Genomic DNA, 18,517 nt, shown 5'->3' with positions numbered 1-18,517 from the left:
AGCTTTGATCCATGGATCTCCGAATGGGGAAACCCACCTTAAGATACTTGGGAAATCATTTTGGTTGTCGGATCTTCGATCCGACGTTTGACGGCGAACGATCGCCGACGGCCTATCGGCCTGTATGGGAAGTTCCTATACAGCGCGGTAGCGCGTCGCCGGTCGTCCGGCGCGCTCACGCAGCGCTGCACGGAACGTGCGGGACAAGCGTGAGTGAGAACCGAAATGGTTTCCAAGTATCGATAATAAGGTATCTTCACCTGAATAAAATAGGGTGTAAGAAGCGAACGCAGGGAACTGAAACATCTAAGTACCTGCAGGAAAGGACATCAACCGAGACTCCGCAAGTAGTGGCGAGCGAACGCGGACCAGGCCAGTGGCAATTGAAGTTAAAGCGGAACATTCTGGAAAGTTTGGCCGTAGCGGGTGACAGCCCCGTACGCGTAGATACTTTGATTGTCCTAGAGTAGGGCGGGACACGAGAAATCCTGTCTGAACATGGGGAGACCACTCTCCAAGCCTAAGTACTCGTGCATGACCGATAGCGAACAAGTACCGTGAGGGAAAGGTGAAAAGCACCCCGACAAGGGGAGTGAAATAGAACCTGAAACCGGATGCCTACAAACAGTCGGAGCCTGAAAGGGTGACGGCGTACCTTTTGTATAATGGGTCAACGACTTAGTGTAACAAGCAAGCTTAAGCCGGTAGGTGTAGGCGCAGCGAAAGCGAGTCTGAATAGGGCGATTTAGTTTGTTGCATTAGACCCGAAACCGAGTGATCTAGCCATGAGCAGGTTGAAGGTTGGGTAACACCAACTGGAGGACCGAACCCGCATCTGTTGCAATAGATTGGGATGACTTGTGGCTAGGGGTGAAAGGCCAATCAAACTCGGAAATAGCTGGTTCTCCGCGAAATCTATTTAGGTAGAGCGTCGATCGAATACCCCGGGGGTAGAGCACTGGATGGGCTATGGGGACTCACCGTCTTACTGATCCTAACCAAACTCCGAATACCGGGGAGTACTAATCGGCAGACACACGGCGGGTGCTAACGTCCGTCGTGAAAAGGGCAACAACCCTGACCTCCAGCTAAGGTCCCCAAGTCATGGCTAAGTGGGAAAGGATGTGAGGATCCCAAAACAACCAGGATGTTGGCTTAGAAGCAGCCATCATTTAAAGAAAGCGTAACAGCTCACTGGTCTAAATAAGGGTCTTTGCGCCGAAAATGTAACGGGGCTGAAGCCATGCACCGAAGCTGAGGATGTGTAGCAATACACGTGGTAGCGGAGCGTTCCGTAAGCCTGTGAAGGGACAGTCGTGAGACATCCTGGAGGTATCGGAAGTGCGAATGTTGACATGAGTAACGATAAAGAGGGTGAGAGACCCTCTCGCCGAAAGACCAAGGGTTCCTGCTTAAAGTTAATCTGAGCAGGGTTAGCCGGCCCCTAAGACGAGGCGGACACGCGTAGTCGATGGGAACCACGTTAATATTCGTGGGCCTGGTGGTAGTGACGGATTGCTCAACTTGTAAGGTCTTATTGGATTGATCTTGCAGGGACGCGGTTCCAGGAAACAGCTCCACCGTATAGACCGTACCCGAAACCGACACAGGTGGTCAGGTAGAGTATACCAAGGCGCTTGAGAGAACTATGTTGAAGGAACTCGGCAAATTGCACGCGTAACTTCGGAAGAAGCGTGACCCCATTTTACGCAAGTGAGATGGGGTGGCACAGACCAGGGGTAGCGACTGTTTATCAAAAACACAGGGCTCTGCGAAGTCGCAAGACGACGTATAGGGTCTGACGCCTGCCCGGTGCTGGAAGGTTAAAGGGAGAGGTGCAAGCTTTGAACTGAAGCCCCAGTAAACGGCGGCCGTAACTATAACGGTCCTAAGGTAGCGAAATTCCTTGTCGGGTAAGTTCCGACCTGCACGAATGGCGTAACGACTTCCCCGCTGTCTCCAACATAGACTCAGTGAAATTGAATTCCCCGTGAAGATGCGGGGTTCCTGCGGTCAGACGGAAAGACCCCGTGCACCTTTACTATAGCTTTACACTGGCATTCGTGTCGGCATGTGTAGGATAGGTGGTAGGCTTTGAAGCGGGGACGCCAGTTTCCGTGGAGCCATCCTTGAAATACCACCCTTATCGTCATGGATGTCTAACCGCGGTCCGTTATCCGGATCCGGGACAGTGTATGGTGGGTAGTTTGACTGGGGCGGTCGCCTCCGAAAGAGTAACGGAGGCGCGCGATGGTGGGCTCAGACCGGTCGGAAATCGGTCGTCGAGTGCAATGGCATAAGCCCGCCTGACTGCGAGACTGACAAGTCGAGCAGAGACGAAAGTCGGTCATAGTGATCCGGTGGTCCCGCGTGGAAGGGCCATCGCTCAACGGATAAAAGGTACGCCGGGGATAACAGGCTGATGACCCCCAAGAGTCCATATCGACGGGGTTGTTTGGCACCTCGATGTCGGCTCATCGCATCCTGGGGCTGGAGCAGGTCCCAAGGGTTTGGCTGTTCGCCAATTAAAGCGGTACGTGAGCTGGGTTCAGAACGTCGTGAGACAGTTCGGTCCCTATCTGCCGTGGGTGTAGGAATATTGACAGGATCTGTCCCTAGTACGAGAGGACCGGGATGGACATATCTCTGGTGGACCTGTTGTCCTGCCAAGGGCATAGCAGGGTAGCTACATATGGAAGGGATAACCGCTGAAGGCATCTAAGCGGGAAACCCACCTGAAAACGAGTGTTCCCTATCAGAGCCGTGGAAGACGACCACGTTGATAGGCCGGGTGTGGAAGTGCAGCAATGCATGAAGCTTACCGGTACTAATAGCTCGATCGGCTTGATCGTTCTCATTGACCATGCTCATCAACGCGCCAAAGGCGCCGATGACCATCGATACGTGTTCAAAACAAAACACGAGTGACAAATCACTCCTGTACCAGCTTCTCAATTAGTTGCGCTTCGCTGACCTGGTGGTTATGGCGGGGTGGCTGCACCCGTTCCCATTCCGAACACGGCCGTGAAACGCCCCAGCGCCCATGGTACTTCGTCTCAAGACGCGGGAGAGTCGGTCGCTGCCAGGTCTGCAAAACGCAACTAACAATCTTCTCAACACCAAACTAACGGCCCAAAGCCAAGCAAAACGGGCCGCCCTCAAAGCGGTCCGTTCCGCTTTGAACAAAGAACACAAATATAACGCGGGGTGGAGCAGCCCGGTAGCTCGTCAGGCTCATAACCTGAAGGCCGCAGGTTCAAATCCTGCCCCCGCAACCAAAATTGACCACCAATTCAATGGGCTTCGAGGAAACTCGGAGCCCTTTTTGCGTGAAAAAGCACACCCTTTTCCCGAGGAAGCGGTTGTGCGCGAACGAAGACAAGACGAGATCTCCCTCTCACCGCCGCGGGACTAGGCGGCGACGGAGAAAGAAAGCCAATTCTCCCGAGAATGCTCTTTCTGCCCATCGCGATAGCTGGGTGGGTCTTACCCGGTATGTCGGTTAGGCGGCATCACTCCGGCTAGCACGGTGCGAACAATTGTGTCGGCCGCGATGTTGAAGTCAGCGGGTGTAAGTTTGCCGGTGTTCAACGCGTCGCAGGCGAGCGGCTCGAAATCGCTGTAGAACTGCGTGGCAGCCCACAGAATGATAAAGAAATGCCGTGGGTTGATGATTGCCATGCGTCCCTCGCTCATCCACTGCTCCAGAATCGCGGCGTGCCTATCCGTCGCCAGACGCATATGAGCGCGATCCTTCTCGCTTAAAAAGCGAGCACCCTGAATGATCTCACTTGCAAAAAGCCGGGATTCGCGCGGATAGTTCCGCGTGTATTCCAGCTTCACCTTGACGTAGTCGCGCAGTGCTTCCGCGGGCTCCCGGTCGGCACGCAGGCTGGACAGGGCGTCGTCCCAGCCTGCGATCAGGTTCGCGATAATGGCGGAATAGACCTCCTCCTTCGAGGCGAAATAGTAATAGATGTTGGCCTTCGGAAGTCCGGCCAGTTCCGCGATTTCGGCGATGCGGGTACCGTCGAAACCTTTGCGGGAGAAGACGTCGGTCGCCACGTCGAGAATGATCCTCATGTTGCGCGCGCGGATCTTCTCGTCGAGTTTGTCAGCCGTCCGGCTCTTGGGCATGCTCTGGCTCATCCTTCTTGCCGCTTACGTGATTTTCAACCGACCGCAGCAATTAAAAAAATTGACGACTTGGTCAGGTTACCTCTAGCTTGCGCGGATAACAACGACCGGTCCGGCAAGGCAATCGGCGATCCGCTCGATCTAGGGAGCGACACCAACTCAATCTCCGGAGCCGAATGATGACCTTCGACCTTCTCGTCAAGAACGCCAACCTTCCCGATGACCGGACCGGCATCGATATCGCCGTCTCGGGCGGCAGGATCGTCGCCGTCGAAAGAGGCATTACCGCCGAGGCCGGCCGCGTCATCGATGCCGGCGGCAAGCTTATCACCGCACCTTTCATCGATATCCATTTCCACATGGACGCGACGCTATCGCTCGGCACGCCGCGACTCAATCGCTCCGGGACGCTTCTTGAAGGCATCCAGCTCTGGGGCGAGCTGAAGCCGCTGCTCACCAAAGAGGCGGTTATCGAGCGTGCGCTGCGCTATTGCGACCTCGCCGTTTCACAGGGGCTGCTCGCGGTCCGCAGCCACGTGGATGTCTGCGACGACCGACTGGTGGGCGTCGAGTCCCTGCTCGAAGTGCGCGACCTCGTGAAAGACTATCTCGACCTGCAGCTCGTCGCCTTTCCGCAGGACGGCTTCTTCCGCTTGCCGACCGCGTCGAAGAACCTCGTTCGCGCGCTCGACATGGGGGTCGAGGTGGTCGGCGGGATCCCGCATTTCGAGCGGACCATGGAAGATGGGCGGCTGTCGGTGAACGCACTGTGCGAACTCGCGGCCGAGCGCGGCCTGATGGTCGACTTGCATTGCGACGAGACCGACGACCCGATGTCACGGCACATCGAAAGTCTCGCTTACGAGACCCAGCGCCTGGGCCTCAAGGGTCGCGTTGCCGGCTCGCACCTCACCTCCATGCATTCCATGGACAATTATTACGCCTCGAAGCTGCTGCCGCTGATCGCCGAAGCGGAAATCCATTGCGTGCCGAACCCGCTTGCGAACATCGTCCTGCAAGGCCGCCACGACACCTATCCGAAGCGGCGCGGCATGATGCGGGTGCCAGAACTGATGGCGTTGGGCGTCAATGTCGCCTTCGGCCAGGATAGCTGCATGGACCCTTGGTATTCGTTCGGCAGTGCCGATATGCTGGAAGTTGCCCACATGGCCGTGCATACCGGTCATATGACTGGCCGTGAGGCTGTGAAGGCCTGCTTTGCGGCGATCACCGAAAATCCCGCCAAGGTCTTCGGCCTCGAAGGCTATGGCCTAAAACCCGGATGCAATGCCGATTTCGTGCTGCTTGAAGCCCGCGACGCGATCGAGGCTGTGCGGATGAAGCCTAACCGCCTTGCGGTTGTTCGTCGCGGCAAGGTGATCGCCGAGACGGCTCCCCGCACGGCTAGCCTTTCGATCGAAGGCCGGCCGGCGACCGTCGAGCCCTGGCGCTACGCGCCGGTGGAGGCTTCAGCGACGTAAGGATGAGAACGGCGGCGGCTCAGAAATTGCCCATCGAGCCGCCGTCGTTCCAGGCGTAGATCTCCCAAAGCTCATCATCTGGACCGGCAAAATAAGCGCCGCGGGCGTTCCAGACATAATCGTTGGGTTCGCTGTAGAAAGGCACGCCCTTTTCCTTCAGCTCTGCATAGGCCTCGTCCACCACCTGCGGCGAGGGTACCCGCACGGCGATGCAGGCCTTGTGCGGTCCTTCCGCCTTGGCGTTAGGCACCCCGGTATTTTTGCTCAAGTGGTCGATCTCCCAGCAGGCGAGCGTCAGGCCAGCGCCGTTGAACTCGGCAAAACCCTCGGCGCGGCGATTGAGTTCGAAACCGAGCTTGCCGACGTAGAAATCGATCGAGCGCTGGGTGTCCTTGACGAGAATACAGATGTCGGTGATCGCGTGGGATTGAGCAAAGGGCATGGCGGGGCGATTCTTTCAGTCGGATGTTGACAGGCGGCCGGTAACGACCGGCCGGCGTTCAGGCTGGTGACGGCCGATGAGGATGGCTGCGGAAATCGCCTCGGCCGCCGTGGCTACGGCGGCTTCGCAGCGGCAGTGAAGGATGCAGAGTGGCTCGCCTTTCTCAACGACGTCGCCGACGTGCACGATGCCGGTCAGGCCGACGTCGTGATCAAGCGCGTCGCTGGCGATCTTCCGGCCGGCGCCGAGCCCGACCATGGCAAGACCGACCGCATAGGCGTCGACCTTCCTGACGAAACCCGAAGTGGGCGAGGGAAGAGGGGACACGAACGGCGCCGGAGGAAAATAGCTGCCGGCGTTCTCAACGAGGTCGGCCGGGCCGCCGAGCGCCGCCACCATCCGGCTGAAACGCTCGAGCGCAGAGCCCTGTGCTAGCCGCTTCTCGAGCATGGCGGCCGCTTCTTCGGTGGAAGCGGCAAGGCCGGCCATGACGAGAATTTCGGCGGAAATATCCATCACCAGCGCCCGCATACGCGGTTCCTGACGGCGGCCGGCGAGAAAATCGATCGCCTCGCGCAGCTGCAACCGGCTGCCGATCGCATCCCCCATCACCTCGTCCATCTCGACGATCGGCGCCACCATGGGCAGGCCGGCGAGGCGCGCGACCGAAATCAGGCTTCCAGCCAGTTCGTCGGCATCCGCATAGGTCGGCATGAAGGCACCGGAGCCATAGTTGACGCTCATGACGAGGCCGGAAACACCCGAAGCGAGCTTCTTCGAGAGGATCGAGGCGGTGATCAGCGGGATCGATTCCACCGTCGCGGTGACATCGCGAACGTAATAGATCGCCGCATCGGCCGGGGCCAGCTTCGTCGTCGGGCCGATGATCGCGACCCCGGCATCCATTACCGCCTGGCGGAACATTTGCGTGGAGGGGGCAATTGAGGCGCCCGGTATCGCCTCCATGAGATCGACCTCGCCACCGGTGTGGCCCAGACCGCGAGCCGAGATCATCGGCATGTGGATGCCGCAGGAGGCGACCAGCGGCGCGAGGATCAGGCTCACCTTCTCGTCACCTGTGCCGCCGCTCGAATGTTTGTCGATGATCGTGCGAGGATCGATGCCGGCACCGGTCCAGTCGATCACCTCGCCGGAATCGCGCATCGCCAGCGTCAGTGCCGCAGTCTCCTCCGGCGCCATGCCGTTCAGGAAGCAGGCCATGGTGAAAGCGGCGATCTGCGCCTCGGAGACCTCGCCGGCGCCGATGCCCTCGACGAAGCGGCGGATGTCCGCTTCGGAAAGGCTCTTGCCGTTCCTTTTGGCGCGGATGATCTGGGCGGGGAGAAAGACCGACATCGCTCAGCCTTCGCGGCGGTTGACGCCGGGCCAGAGCGGCAGATCGCCCTGGTAGCGGTTCATGCCGATGTCCTGGATCGTCGCGCGCCGATACATTTCACGCATGTAGGGCTCGAAGCGGGCGTTCAGCCGCTCAAGTTCCTCATGCTCGGCCAGATAGGCCGGCAGAAGCTCGCGCAGTTCCGCGAAAATCTCCGCCTCATCGATGGTGGTGAGCCTGTTGTCCTCGACGACGACCTGACCATTGACCATCACCAGACGGATGTTCGATCCGTTCTCGCAATAAACGAGGTGGTGGTCGAGCCGGTTCATCGGCATGTAGTCGTAGCCTGTGATATCGAGCATGATCAGGTCGGCGCGCTTGCCGACTTCCAGCGAGCCGGTCACGGCATCGAGCATCGCCGTGCGAGCGCCGCCGATCGTGGCGGAGCGGAGCACCTCAGCCGCCGTCACCCAGCGTTCTGTATCGGGCGCGGCGATGTCGTGAAGCAGGGCTGCGAACCGCATCACGTCGAAGATGCGGGCGGTGTCGTTGCTGGAGAGCCCGTCGGTTCCAAGCCCGACATGCACGCCGGCATCGAGCAGCCGGCGGACGGGCGCGATGCCGGAACCGAGCTTCAGGTTGGAAACGGCGTTGTGCGCGACCGAGCACCCGGCCTCTCTCATCATGGCCATGTCTGCGTCGCTAACCCAGATCGAATGGGCGATGGTGGTATTGGCCGTCAGCACGCCAATATCCTTCATGTAGCGGATCAAGCTTCTGCCGTAGAATTCCGGCCCGGTGACCGCTTGCGTCTTCGTTTCCAGCACATGCGTGTGATAGGGCACGCCCTTGTCCCGGGCCAAGTTTACGCAGGCCTGCATCATCTCCACCGAGCAGCGCTGCGGGGCCGAGGCCGAGACCATGAAGCCGAGCCGGTCGGCGCGGCCGTGCTGCGAGCCGAAGACGTCGGCGCAATAGGCCATGTAATCGGCCACGGTGATCGAGGGGCCATCGACCTCATCCTGCAACGCGGCGGGCATGATCTCTCGGAGATAGGGCATGGTGTCGAAGACATGCCTGTCGATGACGCAGTGGGAAATGTTGGCCCGGATGCCGGCGTCATCATATGCATCGAAGACGCGGGTGAGGCGAGCGATGTCAAAGTCCGGTGGATCGAAAAAGTCGTCGACCAGCGTCGTGACGCCGGCTTTCAGCGATTCCATCGCCGTCAGCAGGCTGCGCAGATACAGCAGCCGTTTCGGAATCGGACCTTTCATCAGGATGGGATAGGAATAGAGCATCCAGACTTCGAGCGGCGTGCCCTGGTAGCGCCCCTTGAAGAAAGTCTCCGAGGAATGCAAATGGGCGTTGATGAGGCCGGGCATGATCAACCGGCCGGTCGCGTCGACCACCCGGGCGTCTGCGGGAGCCGCGAGATCCCGATCGACCGCCGCGATGCTGTCGCCTTCAACGAGCAGATCGCCTGAGAACGGCGTCGTACCATGGGTCTTGTCCATGGCGAGAATGGTGGCATTCTTGAAGAGAAGCGTCATGCGTATGCTCTAGCTTTGATTGTCGGGCCTGCCGACCAGAAGCGGCAGCAGCACGAGTTCGAGGCCGATGAGGACGAGGCAGGAAATGCCGAAGACGATCGTGCCGATGGCGTTCAGCGACGGATCGATCGCGGCGACGAGAACGGAATAGATGGCGACTGGCAGGGTCGGTTGGAACCCGGAGACGAACCAGGCGATGATGAACTCGTCGAAGGAGAAGGTGAAGGCGAGCAGCCAGGCGCCGAAGATGCCGGGCAGGGCAAACGGCAGCACCACCTTGGTGACCGCCTGCCATTCGGTCGCGCCGAGATCCCATGCTGCCTCTTCCAGCGCCGCCGGCATCTGGGCGAGCCGAAGCTGGATGATGGCGAGCGCCGGTGCGGTGATCAGCACGACGTGGGTCAGGAAGACCGCGAACAGCGTTCCCGACAGATGCAGCCGGGCGAGCAGGCCGAGGAAACCAACACCGAGGATCAGCGGCGGAATGAGGATCGGCAGGGTCACCAGCGCCAGGAACGTCGTCTTGCCGCGGAAGGTGAAGCGGTTGAAAGCGTAGGCTGCGAAAAAGGCGATGACCGTCGCGACTGTCGCGGCCGCCGGCGAAACCACCATCGTGTTGCCGAGCGCCTTCAGCAGCGTGCCGTCGGAAAACAGCTTGTCATACCATTGCAGCGTGAAGCCCTGCAGCGGAAAGCCGGGGAAACGGTTCTTCTGGAAGGAGAACAGCACCAGCACGACCAGCGGCAGAAACATAAAGGCATAGGCGAGGCCGAGCCAGAGGCCGCCGGCAAGGATCCACGGGTTGCGGCGGTAAGGAGCGGAGATCACGAGGTCCTCCTGTGTGCACGGTCGGTGGCGACGAAGCCGAACGCCAGGGCAAGAACCATGACGGCGATCAGGATCGTCGCGAGCGCCGACGTCCGCGGTAGGTTGGTGGAGCTCGAATAGTCGGACATGATCATCGAAGCATAGGTGGGCAGCTTGCCGATGATCGAGGCACCAGCGCCGCCGCCCAGCAGATTGCCAGAGAGCGCGTCCCCGAGCGAGACGATCACGGCGAAGCTCGCCGCCGTCATCAGCCCGAAACGCGACAAGGGCAGGATCACGCGGGTGAAGGCCTGCCAGCGCGTGCAGCCCAATTCGCGCGCCGCCTCGATCAGCACCTTGTCGATGGCTAAGATGCTGACATAGAGAATGACGATCAGGATCGGCGCGAGATAATGAATGAGGCCGATGCGGGTGGCGATCTGGGTATAGATGATGTCGATCCGGTAGTCGGAAAGCCCGACCTGTTTCAGCACCGAATTGATCACGCCGTTGCGTGACAGGATGGTCTGCCAAGAATAGAGGCGCAGTACGTAGCTTGACCAGAACGGTGCGACGGCCAGCAGCAGCGCCAGCCGCTGCCAGCGGCCCGGCACGGCGAAGGCGATCGACAGTGCCACTAGGTAGGAGAGGATGGTCGCAACCGCCGCCGTGGTGATCGCCACCCAGAGGGACTGGACGAGCGCCAGGCCATAGCGCGATTTCGAAAAGAAGCTCGCGAAGATTTCTGCGTAATTGCCGAAGGAGAAGGCAGGGACGGCCTGGAAATTCTCGACCCGCCAGAAACCGATCCACAAGAGAAAGGCGAGAGGCAACAGGAACAGAACGGCCAGCCACAGGCCGAGCGGCGCGAGAAAGAGGATCTTGAGCGGGCTGTCGTTCGGCGTCTTCAGCCGCTTGGAGGGGGAGGCGGTGTTCGTCATGCGGCTCCCCGGATCAGCGAGGCGTTTTCAGGCGAGAACCAGGCCGAAGCCGGGCGGTTGATCTCGACGGCGAGAACCTGCGGCACGGTCATCTTCACTTCGGTGCCGTCAACCAGGTCGAGCAGGTACACATTGTGGGAGCCGGCGTATTCACGGCCTCGCAAGGTGGCGTCGAGGCGGTTTTCGCCGGCAACGCCGGTGGGGGCCGGCGACAGCTTGTCGGCCTGCACCACCACGAAGACCGGGGTGCCGACTGGCGGCGAATCGTGGGTCCGGACCTCGACCTGGCCATGGCCGCAATGGACGATGACGCGATCATGCGCGACTTCCTGGATGCGCCCGGCAAAGAGATTGTTGGTGCCGACGAAGCGGGCGACGAATTCCGTCTTTGGCCGGGCATACATCTCCTCGGGCGCGTCGATCTGCTCGATTTTCCCCTTGTTCATGACAACCACCCGGTCGGCCATCGAAAAGGCTTCGACCTGGTTGTGGGTGACGTAGATGAAGGCCATGCCGAGCTGCTGCTGGATGCGCCTGAGCTCTCCCTGCATGCGGATTCTCAGATGGGCGTCGAGTGCCGAGAGCGGCTCGTCGAGGAGCAGGATTTCCGGCTCGGTGACGAGCGCGCGGGCAAGTGCCACACGTTGCTTCTGCCCGCCGGAGAGCTGGCTGATCTTGCGCCCCATGAGATCGGTGAGGCCGACCAGCTCGGCCATGGCCCTTACCCTGCCGGCGACGACCGCTTTGTCGTGCGGCTTCAATGTCAGGCCGAAGGCGATGTTGCCGGCGACGTCAAGGTGCGGGAAGAGCGCGTAGTTCTGCCAGACAAGCCGCGTCGAGCGCAAGTTGACGGGCACGTCGGAGACGTCCTTGCCGCGGATGTGCAACTGGCCGGAACTGGCGGTCTCCAATCCGGCGAGAATGCGCAGAAGCGTAGTCTTGCCACAGCCGGACGGACCCATGATGGCCACGAACTCGCCTCGACCGACCGTCAGATTGATGCCGTCGACCGCGACGAAATCATTGAAACTTCTCGTAATCGCGACGAGTTCGAGATCTGGGGGCGTGGTCGAGGCGATGGTCATGGAATATCCCGGAAACGAGGAAGGTGCGCCCCGCACTCGCGGGGCGCCTGGGCCCGGCGGAAGGCGATCAGGCCGTCTTGAACTCGTTGAAGATGTCGATCCACGCCTGTTCCGGCTGGTTGGCCGGCAGGCCGCGCGGCATCGAGTGGTCGATCAGCGTCTCGACAAGCATCTTGCCGGGGTTTTCGGGGTCCGGAACGTAGGACAGCAGCTTCTTCTGGTCGTCGTCCCAGTAGTCCACGATCTTCATGTTCGGGCCGCGCGCCTTGAAGGCCTTGGTATAGACGAGCTTCGACTGCACCTTGGGCGAGGTCATGTACTTGACCCACTCCATGGCGAGATCCTTGTTCTTCGACGCCGAGCAAACGCAGGCCACTTCCTGCCAGCGAATGCCGCCCTGCTTGGGAATCGTCGAAGAGAAGTTGTCGTAACCGGCCAGCTTCAGGTCGATATCGAGGTCGCCGGTCGGCGAGGCGACGATGTCGCCGGCAAGCATCGCTTGCGCGATCGGCTGGTTGGAAGAACCGAACATGCCGATCTGCGGCCGCAGCTTGGTAAGGAATTCCTTGACCTTGACCAGCTGGTCGTCGGTGATCGCGTAAGGTGTCTGGTTGCCGGGATTGACGGCGAGGCTGGCATTGCCAAGGTTCGGCAGGTACCAGTCGAACATGCCGATCTTGCCGGCATATTTCGGATCGAGCAGAGAATTCCAGTCCGCCGCCTGTTCCGCCGACATTTCGTCCGTGTTGTAGGAGATGCCGTAGAAGGAGAAGCGCGTCGGGATCCCGTAGACGGTGCCGTCGGTCTCGCCCTTGGTGGGTGCGAAATCGCGGAACTTCGGATGGTAGTTGGCAAGCTCCGGAATGCCGTCGGTCTTGTAGGCTTCGATCGCCTTGTTCGCCTTCAGCTTCTGGACATACTCGGCGTCCGAAATGATTGCGTCGAATGTGCCGGGCGGCGTCTGGGCGAAGAACTGCAGCATCTGTTCGCCGCCGATGTAGATCTTGAATTCCACCTTCGTCTTATGGAGATCCTCGAACTCGGCGATGACATCCCTCTCTTCGTAACCCGGCCAGCAGAGAACGCGCAATGGCTCGGCGGCCTGTGCCTGTCGTGAGAATATGGTGAAATTCCCGAAGGCGGCGGCCGCGGCACCGGCGGCCGTCGCCCCCAAAAGCTTGCGGCGCGAAATCTCTGTTTGATTGGACGTATTCGTGGTGTCTGGCAGGCGAGGCTTATTTGACATGTCGTTCCCCTGATGGCGATGGTTGGCACCGATCAGAGAGCAGCAAGTTCTATGCCATGTGATTATCTGATTGATTTAATTGGGTTGTGCTTCTTTTGAGAAAGGTAGTCTTGGAACGGCCAAGGTCAAAAACTGACCAAATGGTCAATTTTTTGACAGTTGTAGAATCATCTGCCGAGTACCGACGAGGGTCGGTGCTCCGGTCCGCGTCGGGGCTTTGCGACGCCACCCAATTATGATGACGAAATCGCTCGGTGAATGTGTCACGACTTGAGCCCGCGCATGAGGCCTCATCGCAAAATGGTCGGGCCTCGCTAATGGGAGCACAAGGATCGCGCTGTCACTAAAGATATCAATTCACCCATTTAGGCATCGTCTCCTCAAATCCCTTGACGACGACAAATTTTACAAGCGTCTGTGCCATCAGGCCTCAGCAACCAAAATTTACACATTATACCAACAAGAAAGCCCTCTCAGAGGGCTTTCTTGCGTTTAAGGCCCAGCGCACGGCAATCTGGCAGGCTTATTCGATCCGTGTCGCAACTACGCCTGTCTCCCTCTGCGGGAGCGACACATCATGCCTGAACGCTGGACGTGAGTAATTCCTCGGCGAACTGGATAAGCCTCTTCTGTAACCCGGAGTAAGCGATTAGCAAATATATCGTCCAAGCGTGAGTATAAATTCGGAGTTGATTTTCAGCATGTTTTTACGCATATTTCTATCATGGATAGTATATTTCAAATATTGAAGTATATTTGTTCCGTAATTGCTTGGGATCGCCGCATGCTCGTATTTTCAGATGAAAATTTGGAGGTGATACATCGTTCAGGATCATCTCCCTATCTTCTCGTCACCTTTAACGAGATGGAAATGAAGGCAAACGGCAGCCGCTTCTGGGGGCAGCGGTTCTGCGAGAAGGCTGACATTTCGGCGCTTGGCTTCATCAGCCGACGGCCGAACTGGTTTCCGGCGGCGAGCGTCGTCAAGGCGGTCGAGGCGGCCGCGCCCATCCTGCGCGCAGCACCGGAGCGGATCCTTTACGGGCACTCGCAGGGCGGCTATGCGGCGTTGCGGTACCGAAGGCGCTTCAACGCTGCCGTTGCCATCGCTTTTTGCCCTCAGATCTCGATCGATCCGAAGGCCGTTCCTTTCGACGGTCGGTTTGCACGCCATTTCTCGCCCGACCTCCACGCCAATATGGGGATCGCGCCTGATCACGCAGCTGGCCGGGCCTATCTCTTCTTCGATCCGTTCCACGCCGTCGATCACCAGCACGCGGTTCGAATCGCGACGCTGCAGGCGAGGACGCACCTCGTACCGGTCCACATGACAGGCCATGGCACCGTTCGGGCGTTCACTGGAACGGCACGCGCCCTGTCGCTGATCGAAGCCTGCCGCGAAGACGATCTTCCGGGTCTACGCGCGCTGGCTCGCGCAGCCCGAGTCATGGCGCCGATGCGACCCTATCAGATCGCTGTGACGGCGATCGCCCGGCATCGGGCCTGGGCCGACCAGTTTCATGCACGCTTCGGCTCGGCTTTCTCTCCGGTTGAGCGAGCAAACTTCCTCTATCATCGCGCCAACCGCCACATTCGCGACGGTGAGCTTGCGACGGCGCGGACCATGCTTGTGGACGCCATGACATATCAGCCGGAAAATCCTAGTTTCGCCCGCCGGATGGCGGAACTGGACGGCCGTATCGCGCGCCGCCTCGGGGCGGATGAGGCCGCGCATTCGTGATCCGAATGTTGCCGAGCCTACTCGACAAGATGGCCTTGCTGAAGAGTGACAGCCTGTCTCAGGTCCAACGCTCTTGGTTGCCGGCAGCATCCTTGTTCCTGCGAACGGCTTCTCAAGGGTTTGGTTGACCGATCCTCTCTTGTGAAGCCCTTTCAGCGCTTCACAAGGCGAGCGTCGTTAACGCGAGTGCGCGAGAAGCGCCGAGCTCTCGGTCATCGCGGCATCTAGCTTCCGCCGCAGCAGCGCGCGATAGAGTTTGACGTGTTCTCGCGCGCAGGCGAGGCGGTCGGCGGGCTGTCGCATGGAAACGCAGAGGCGCTCCCAGATTTGGCTATCACCCAAGACTTCGACGATGCGGTCCGCGAGATCCTGGCTGCTGCCTGCGCGAAAGTGCAGGCCATCTTTTCCTTCACGCACCTTCTCGGCCATCCCGCCGATGTCGGAGCAGATCATCGGCCTACGATGGAGCAGGGCCTCCTGGATCACGATGGGCGAGTTTTCCCACCAGACGGACGGCAGAACCACCCAGTCGACCGAACGCATGAGACGCGGCACGTCGGCGTTCTGGTAAGCGCCGTAGAAACGGACGCGGTGGCCGGCGTCTGCGATGAGCTTCTTCATCCGCTCCTGGAATTCGATCGGCTGTCGCTCGAGGTTGCCGCCGAAGATCATCAGGCAGGAGTCTTCGCCCCATATCTCCTTCGGGATGCGCGAAACAGCGTCGATCAGGAGGTCGGCCCCCTTGAACGGCGTCATTTGTCCGAAATAGGCAAAGCGGTTGCGGCGCGGGTTGGGACCTTGCGTTTCTCGCGCGGGCGCAGCTGTTTCCACGGCGATGCCGTTCTCGATCACACTGAGCTTGTCCTTTTCGATGCCCCATGCGACGTAGCGCTCCGCCAGAAACCGGCTGGGGGAGACGAAAGCGTCGGCAAGGCCAAGCATCCCGCGCGCAAACAACTCCCGCTTCAGGAAGCGTGAGACGGGGATGTCGGGAAAGCAGCCGTGGCAAGCGACGGGGGATGCTGTTTCGCAGAGCTGACCGGAAGGCCGTTTCACCATCTGCCCGTGATTGTGGCAGATCGACAGATACTCGTGGAATGTGACGAGTATGGCCGCGTGCGGAAATGCTTCTCTAAGGGCGTAGAGGGCTTCAAGGCCAATGCCTAGAACATGATGGAAATGCACGACATGCGGCCTGAGATCGCGCGCGAAACGCAACAGGTCGCGGGTGATTGCCTGGGTATCGCCGTTCGACAAAAAGAAATGGTCGTAGTCGTCCGCGTGGAACAGCAACTCATCCTCGGCAAGGCGAAGGCTCATCAGCGCGGACGAGGCATGCCGCGGGACCGGATGGCCGACCCGGGCCAGGTAAACCGATTGCACGTTCGGCAATGCGTTCAGGCCGCGATGCAGGTTGTGAGAGGCGATTTCCGCCCCGCCGAGCGAAACGCTCGGGTGCGCATGCGAGACGACAAGGACGCGAAGCTGCTCGTTCATGCGGGCCTCTTTTCCGAGTGCTTTTCGACGGTGAGGATAGGCAACCATTGACTCTTGAAGATCTTTCGATCGATCTCTTCCACCAGAGCCGCCATCGCTGGACTGCCACCGTTGCGGGCGTCGTCGCAACCCCACATCTGCACCGATGGCAGCAAATAGGAGTCAAACCCGGAGCGGCTGAGACGGAGGCCGAGATCCAGACCCTTTTCCTGCGCGCCCAGATAGCCGCCGGAACAGCCGCCGGCGCGCAACAGGGCATCGCGGGGCATGACGCAGCACTCGAGCGAGGCCGCCGCGATACGGGTCAGCTTCATGTCGGTAACCGCTTTGAGAGGATATCCCGTATAGCGGCCCACGACTGGTTCGTCGCCGTTGCCGTCATCGATCCAGTTTCCCGCCCAGCGAATGGAATGGTCCTCGTAAACCAGGACCGGCGAGACGACGCTTCCTTTGAGCGTCGCGGCCCTGGCCAAGAGTTTTCCATACCAGCCTGGACCGTACGGGATCAGTGAGGCGGAGAGCGACACGACCGTTTCACAGGAGAGTGCTTGCGTGCCGGCTTCCAGCATGTCGTAGACGTCGCCTGTTCCCTTCGCCGATACCAGCCTGGCCGAAAGGCTATAGAACCGCGCGAGTTCCCTGAGGCGAGCAGCCTGCCTGCGGAAGCGCTCTGCGGGCATGGCGATCACGATCGGCGTGCGCCGAGTTTCCGGATCGAGCGCAAGCAAGGCCAGCAGCGGGGAAATGTCCTCCTCGCCCTCCCCGGCGCCGATGACGATCGGTGGGCCGTTTTTCTCATCGAAGGAGCCGGCATCGAGGATTGTCTCGACAACCGGTGTTAACCTTCCAGATTGTCCGAGGAACGGGACAATTTGTGAATCGACTATCGCCGGCAGCGCACAGTTTGCGGGATCGATGGAGCCGATCTGGCGCAATGCCGCCAAGCGCGCAGAAACCCGCGTTGGTTTCACTGGCAGAAACGCACGGCGCGAATCGTGCAGCGTTAGTTCGAAATAGAGGGGCGCACCAGGATCTTCATTCGGCAATTGGGCGTGGGCGATGAAGCCATGCGCGCGCTGTTCGCTCCGAAGGCTCGGTGTGAAGTGCTGCTGGTCGTCGAAACTGTCCGTGACATCGGGGCGATCAAAACGCGTCCAGCGTTCGTCGAGGCGAGCCGCGGCATCGCATCGCCGCAGTCTTACCGTTGCGACGTGGCCGTCGGGGTCATAAAGCCAGCCGGAGACGAGGAGGTTTCCTCCATCGGCCTCAAATGTGCTGTCTACTCCCATTCGGACGGGATAAGGCAGGCTGGAGACGGTTTCCTTGCCCTCAAAGCTGTTGGCGGCTGCTCGCAGGGACAGGAGCACGTCCGGCGCGCCATGGGTCCGCAGTAGAATCGACCGGATATGTTCGGGCGTTTCCAGCGGGCCGGCGATGCGCTTTCGGGGGTGGACCGAAACATACCTCCAACCGGCGCGCCCCCGAAAAACCAGACCTTCGATGTCGAGCGCGAGGGCAGCCTGGCTGGCGTCGAGAAGGCCGACAAAACCAGAGGCGCCATCGGGAGCGTCCGGGCGAGGAAAGATGGCGATACCGCACTCCGCAACCACCGGCGTCACATTGCCGACCACGGACACCCGGCAAGGCCCCGGCGCCATGCCGCGGCTCCAGCCCTGCAGGAACGTCGCGCCATCATGGCTCTCACCAATCAACTCGATAAACCCATCGCCGGCGTGGGCTGACTGCAAAAGCGCGGTTATGGTCAGAAGTCTGCGGCGGCTGACATTGCCGACCATCAGAGCGTCCACGAGCCGGTCGAGGACTGCGGCTGACTGAGATCCCGCAGACTCGACCACAAGCGCGGCTGCTTCCTCCGCGGAGATAAGCCGGGGCGCAAAGATGTAGCGTGCGCCGGTCTCCTCCTCTCCGAACCGGATCGTGCTCATGGCCAGTTCCGTGCCCACAGCCGGAAGGAGCGCCGCGAAGCCGTGCCTGGCCCGCGGTGAGGATGCGGCCAATCGCCATTCCGAGACAAACAAGCTTGGCGTGACGGCTTGATCTTCTCCGAGGCCGACGACCACGTCGCCGGCCGTGACACGGCCGAGGCCGATGATCAGCAAGGTTGTCTCATCGACGCGGCAGCCGATAACCCTTCCAGAGCGTATTGCCCTGCTCGCGGCATACCCGCCTGCCGAGGGGCCAATGACAGCGGGGGATTGTTCTCTAACCAGCACGCTTTACCCTCCCT

Annotated in this window: 12 protein-coding genes, 1 tRNA gene and 2 rRNA genes (1 of these 15 cut by a window edge); 5 read left to right on the top strand and 10 right to left on the bottom strand. The window is 60.1% G+C overall.

Going from position 1 to position 18,517, the window contains the following annotated elements; genetic code table 11:
- The 3 genes from N2599_RS15895 to N2599_RS15885 form a co-directional block, all read left to right on the top strand.
- Positions 1-2,852, top strand: a 23S ribosomal RNA gene (locus N2599_RS15895); it begins 95 nt to the left of the window's first position.
- Positions 2,853-2,973: 121 nt separating this feature from the next.
- Positions 2,974-3,088 (top strand): 5S ribosomal RNA (gene rrf / locus N2599_RS15890).
- Positions 3,089-3,201: 113 nt separating this feature from the next.
- Positions 3,202-3,278: transfer RNA gene (locus N2599_RS15885), tRNA-Met, on the top strand.
- A 208-nt stretch (positions 3,279-3,486) separates the two neighbouring features.
- Here N2599_RS15885 and N2599_RS15880 read toward each other — a convergent pair.
- On the bottom strand, positions 3,487-4,137 hold the full coding sequence (locus N2599_RS15880; RefSeq protein WP_027507826.1) for a TetR family transcriptional regulator C-terminal domain-containing protein: 651 nt from the start codon (positions 4,135-4,137) through the stop codon (positions 3,487-3,489).
- A gap of 179 nt (positions 4,138-4,316) precedes the next feature.
- On the opposite strand from N2599_RS15880, the gene N2599_RS15875 reads away from it, so the two are divergent.
- Positions 4,317-5,618, top strand: coding sequence for an amidohydrolase family protein (locus N2599_RS15875; RefSeq protein WP_027507827.1), 1,302 nt, complete (start codon positions 4,317-4,319; stop codon positions 5,616-5,618).
- 19 nt (positions 5,619-5,637) lie between these two features.
- On the opposite strand, the gene N2599_RS15870 is transcribed toward N2599_RS15875, so the two are convergent.
- The 7 genes from N2599_RS15870 to N2599_RS15840 all read right to left on the bottom strand — a co-directional run bounded on the left by N2599_RS15870 (position 5,638) and on the right by N2599_RS15840 (position 13,031).
- Positions 5,638-6,060 carry a VOC family protein gene (locus tag N2599_RS15870; protein WP_027507828.1) on the bottom strand — a complete coding sequence of 141 codons (423 nt, stop codon included), beginning with the start codon at positions 6,058-6,060 and terminating at the stop codon, positions 5,638-5,640.
- 15 nt (positions 6,061-6,075) lie between these two features.
- Positions 6,076-7,416, bottom strand: a complete 1,341-nt coding sequence (locus tag N2599_RS15865) for a thymidine phosphorylase (protein WP_027507829.1) — start codon at positions 7,414-7,416, stop codon at positions 6,076-6,078.
- 3 nt (positions 7,417-7,419) lie between these two features.
- On the bottom strand, positions 7,420-8,952 hold the full coding sequence (locus N2599_RS15860) for an amidohydrolase family protein (RefSeq protein WP_027507830.1): 1,533 nt from the start codon (positions 8,950-8,952) through the stop codon (positions 7,420-7,422).
- A 9-nt stretch (positions 8,953-8,961) separates the two neighbouring features.
- Positions 8,962-9,780: an ABC transporter permease gene (locus N2599_RS15855; RefSeq protein ID WP_051336427.1), complete on the bottom strand. Its 819-nt coding sequence runs from the start codon at positions 9,778-9,780 to the stop codon at positions 8,962-8,964.
- Entirely contained in the window at positions 9,777-10,700 is a 924-nt protein-coding gene (locus tag N2599_RS15850; protein ID WP_027507832.1) for an ABC transporter permease, read from the bottom strand. Before N2599_RS15850 ends, N2599_RS15855 begins: the two co-directional genes overlap by 4 nt.
- Positions 10,697-11,785, bottom strand: coding sequence for an ABC transporter ATP-binding protein (locus tag N2599_RS15845; RefSeq protein WP_037140815.1), 1,089 nt, complete (start codon positions 11,783-11,785; stop codon positions 10,697-10,699). The genes N2599_RS15850 and N2599_RS15845 overlap by 4 nt, the downstream gene beginning before the upstream one ends.
- A 67-nt stretch (positions 11,786-11,852) precedes the next feature.
- Positions 11,853-13,031 (bottom strand): ABC transporter substrate-binding protein, encoded by a 1,179-nt coding sequence (locus tag N2599_RS15840; protein ID WP_027507833.1) that lies wholly within the window; start codon positions 13,029-13,031, stop codon positions 11,853-11,855.
- Positions 13,032-13,815: 784 nt separating this feature from the next.
- Between N2599_RS15840 and N2599_RS15835 the strand changes: the two genes are divergently transcribed.
- Entirely contained in the window at positions 13,816-14,772 is a 957-nt protein-coding gene (locus N2599_RS15835; protein WP_027507834.1) for an alpha/beta hydrolase, read from the top strand.
- 177 nt (positions 14,773-14,949) lie between these two features.
- Here the strand turns inward: N2599_RS15835 and N2599_RS15830 are convergent, their stop codons facing one another.
- Positions 14,950-16,269 carry a glycosyltransferase family 4 protein gene (locus tag N2599_RS15830; RefSeq protein ID WP_027507835.1) on the bottom strand — a complete coding sequence of 440 codons (1,320 nt, stop codon included), beginning with the start codon at positions 16,267-16,269 and terminating at the stop codon, positions 14,950-14,952.
- Positions 16,266-18,503 (bottom strand): hypothetical protein, encoded by a 2,238-nt coding sequence (locus N2599_RS15825; protein WP_027507836.1) that lies wholly within the window; start codon positions 18,501-18,503, stop codon positions 16,266-16,268. Before N2599_RS15825 ends, N2599_RS15830 begins: the two co-directional genes overlap by 4 nt.
- Positions 18,504-18,517: the final 14 nt, after the last annotated feature.

The sequence above is a fragment of the Rhizobium sullae genome (assembly GCF_025200715.1).
Lineage (GTDB): Bacteria > Pseudomonadota > Alphaproteobacteria > Rhizobiales > Rhizobiaceae > Rhizobium > Rhizobium sullae.
Note: the sequence above shows the minus strand (reverse complement) of the source record. Positions and strands in the feature narration are given on the sequence as shown.

What these genes read in the sequence shown, in the direction of transcription:
- N2599_RS15875 (WP_027507827.1), top strand. Translation starts at nt 4,317, where the DNA reads ATGACCTTCGACCTTCTCGTCAAGAACGCCAACCTTCCCGATGACCGG.
- N2599_RS15865 (WP_027507829.1), bottom strand. Translation starts at nt 7,416, where the DNA reads ATGTCGGTCTTTCTCCCCGCCCAGATCATCCGCGCCAAAAGGAACGGC.
- N2599_RS15835 (WP_027507834.1), top strand. Translation starts at nt 13,816, where the DNA reads ATGCTCGTATTTTCAGATGAAAATTTGGAGGTGATACATCGTTCAGGA.
- N2599_RS15845 (WP_037140815.1), bottom strand. Translation starts at nt 11,785, where the DNA reads ATGACCATCGCCTCGACCACGCCCCCAGATCTCGAACTCGTCGCGATT.
- N2599_RS15860 (WP_027507830.1), bottom strand. Translation starts at nt 8,952, where the DNA reads ATGACGCTTCTCTTCAAGAATGCCACCATTCTCGCCATGGACAAGACC.
- N2599_RS15880 (WP_027507826.1), bottom strand. Translation starts at nt 4,137, where the DNA reads ATGCCCAAGAGCCGGACGGCTGACAAACTCGACGAGAAGATCCGCGCG.
- N2599_RS15850 (WP_027507832.1), bottom strand. Translation starts at nt 10,700, where the DNA reads ATGACGAACACCGCCTCCCCCTCCAAGCGGCTGAAGACGCCGAACGAC.
- N2599_RS15830 (WP_027507835.1), bottom strand. Translation starts at nt 16,269, where the DNA reads ATGAACGAGCAGCTTCGCGTCCTTGTCGTCTCGCATGCGCACCCGAGC.
- N2599_RS15870 (WP_027507828.1), bottom strand. Translation starts at nt 6,060, where the DNA reads ATGCCCTTTGCTCAATCCCACGCGATCACCGACATCTGTATTCTCGTC.
- N2599_RS15840 (WP_027507833.1), bottom strand. Translation starts at nt 13,031, where the DNA reads ATGTCAAATAAGCCTCGCCTGCCAGACACCACGAATACGTCCAATCAA.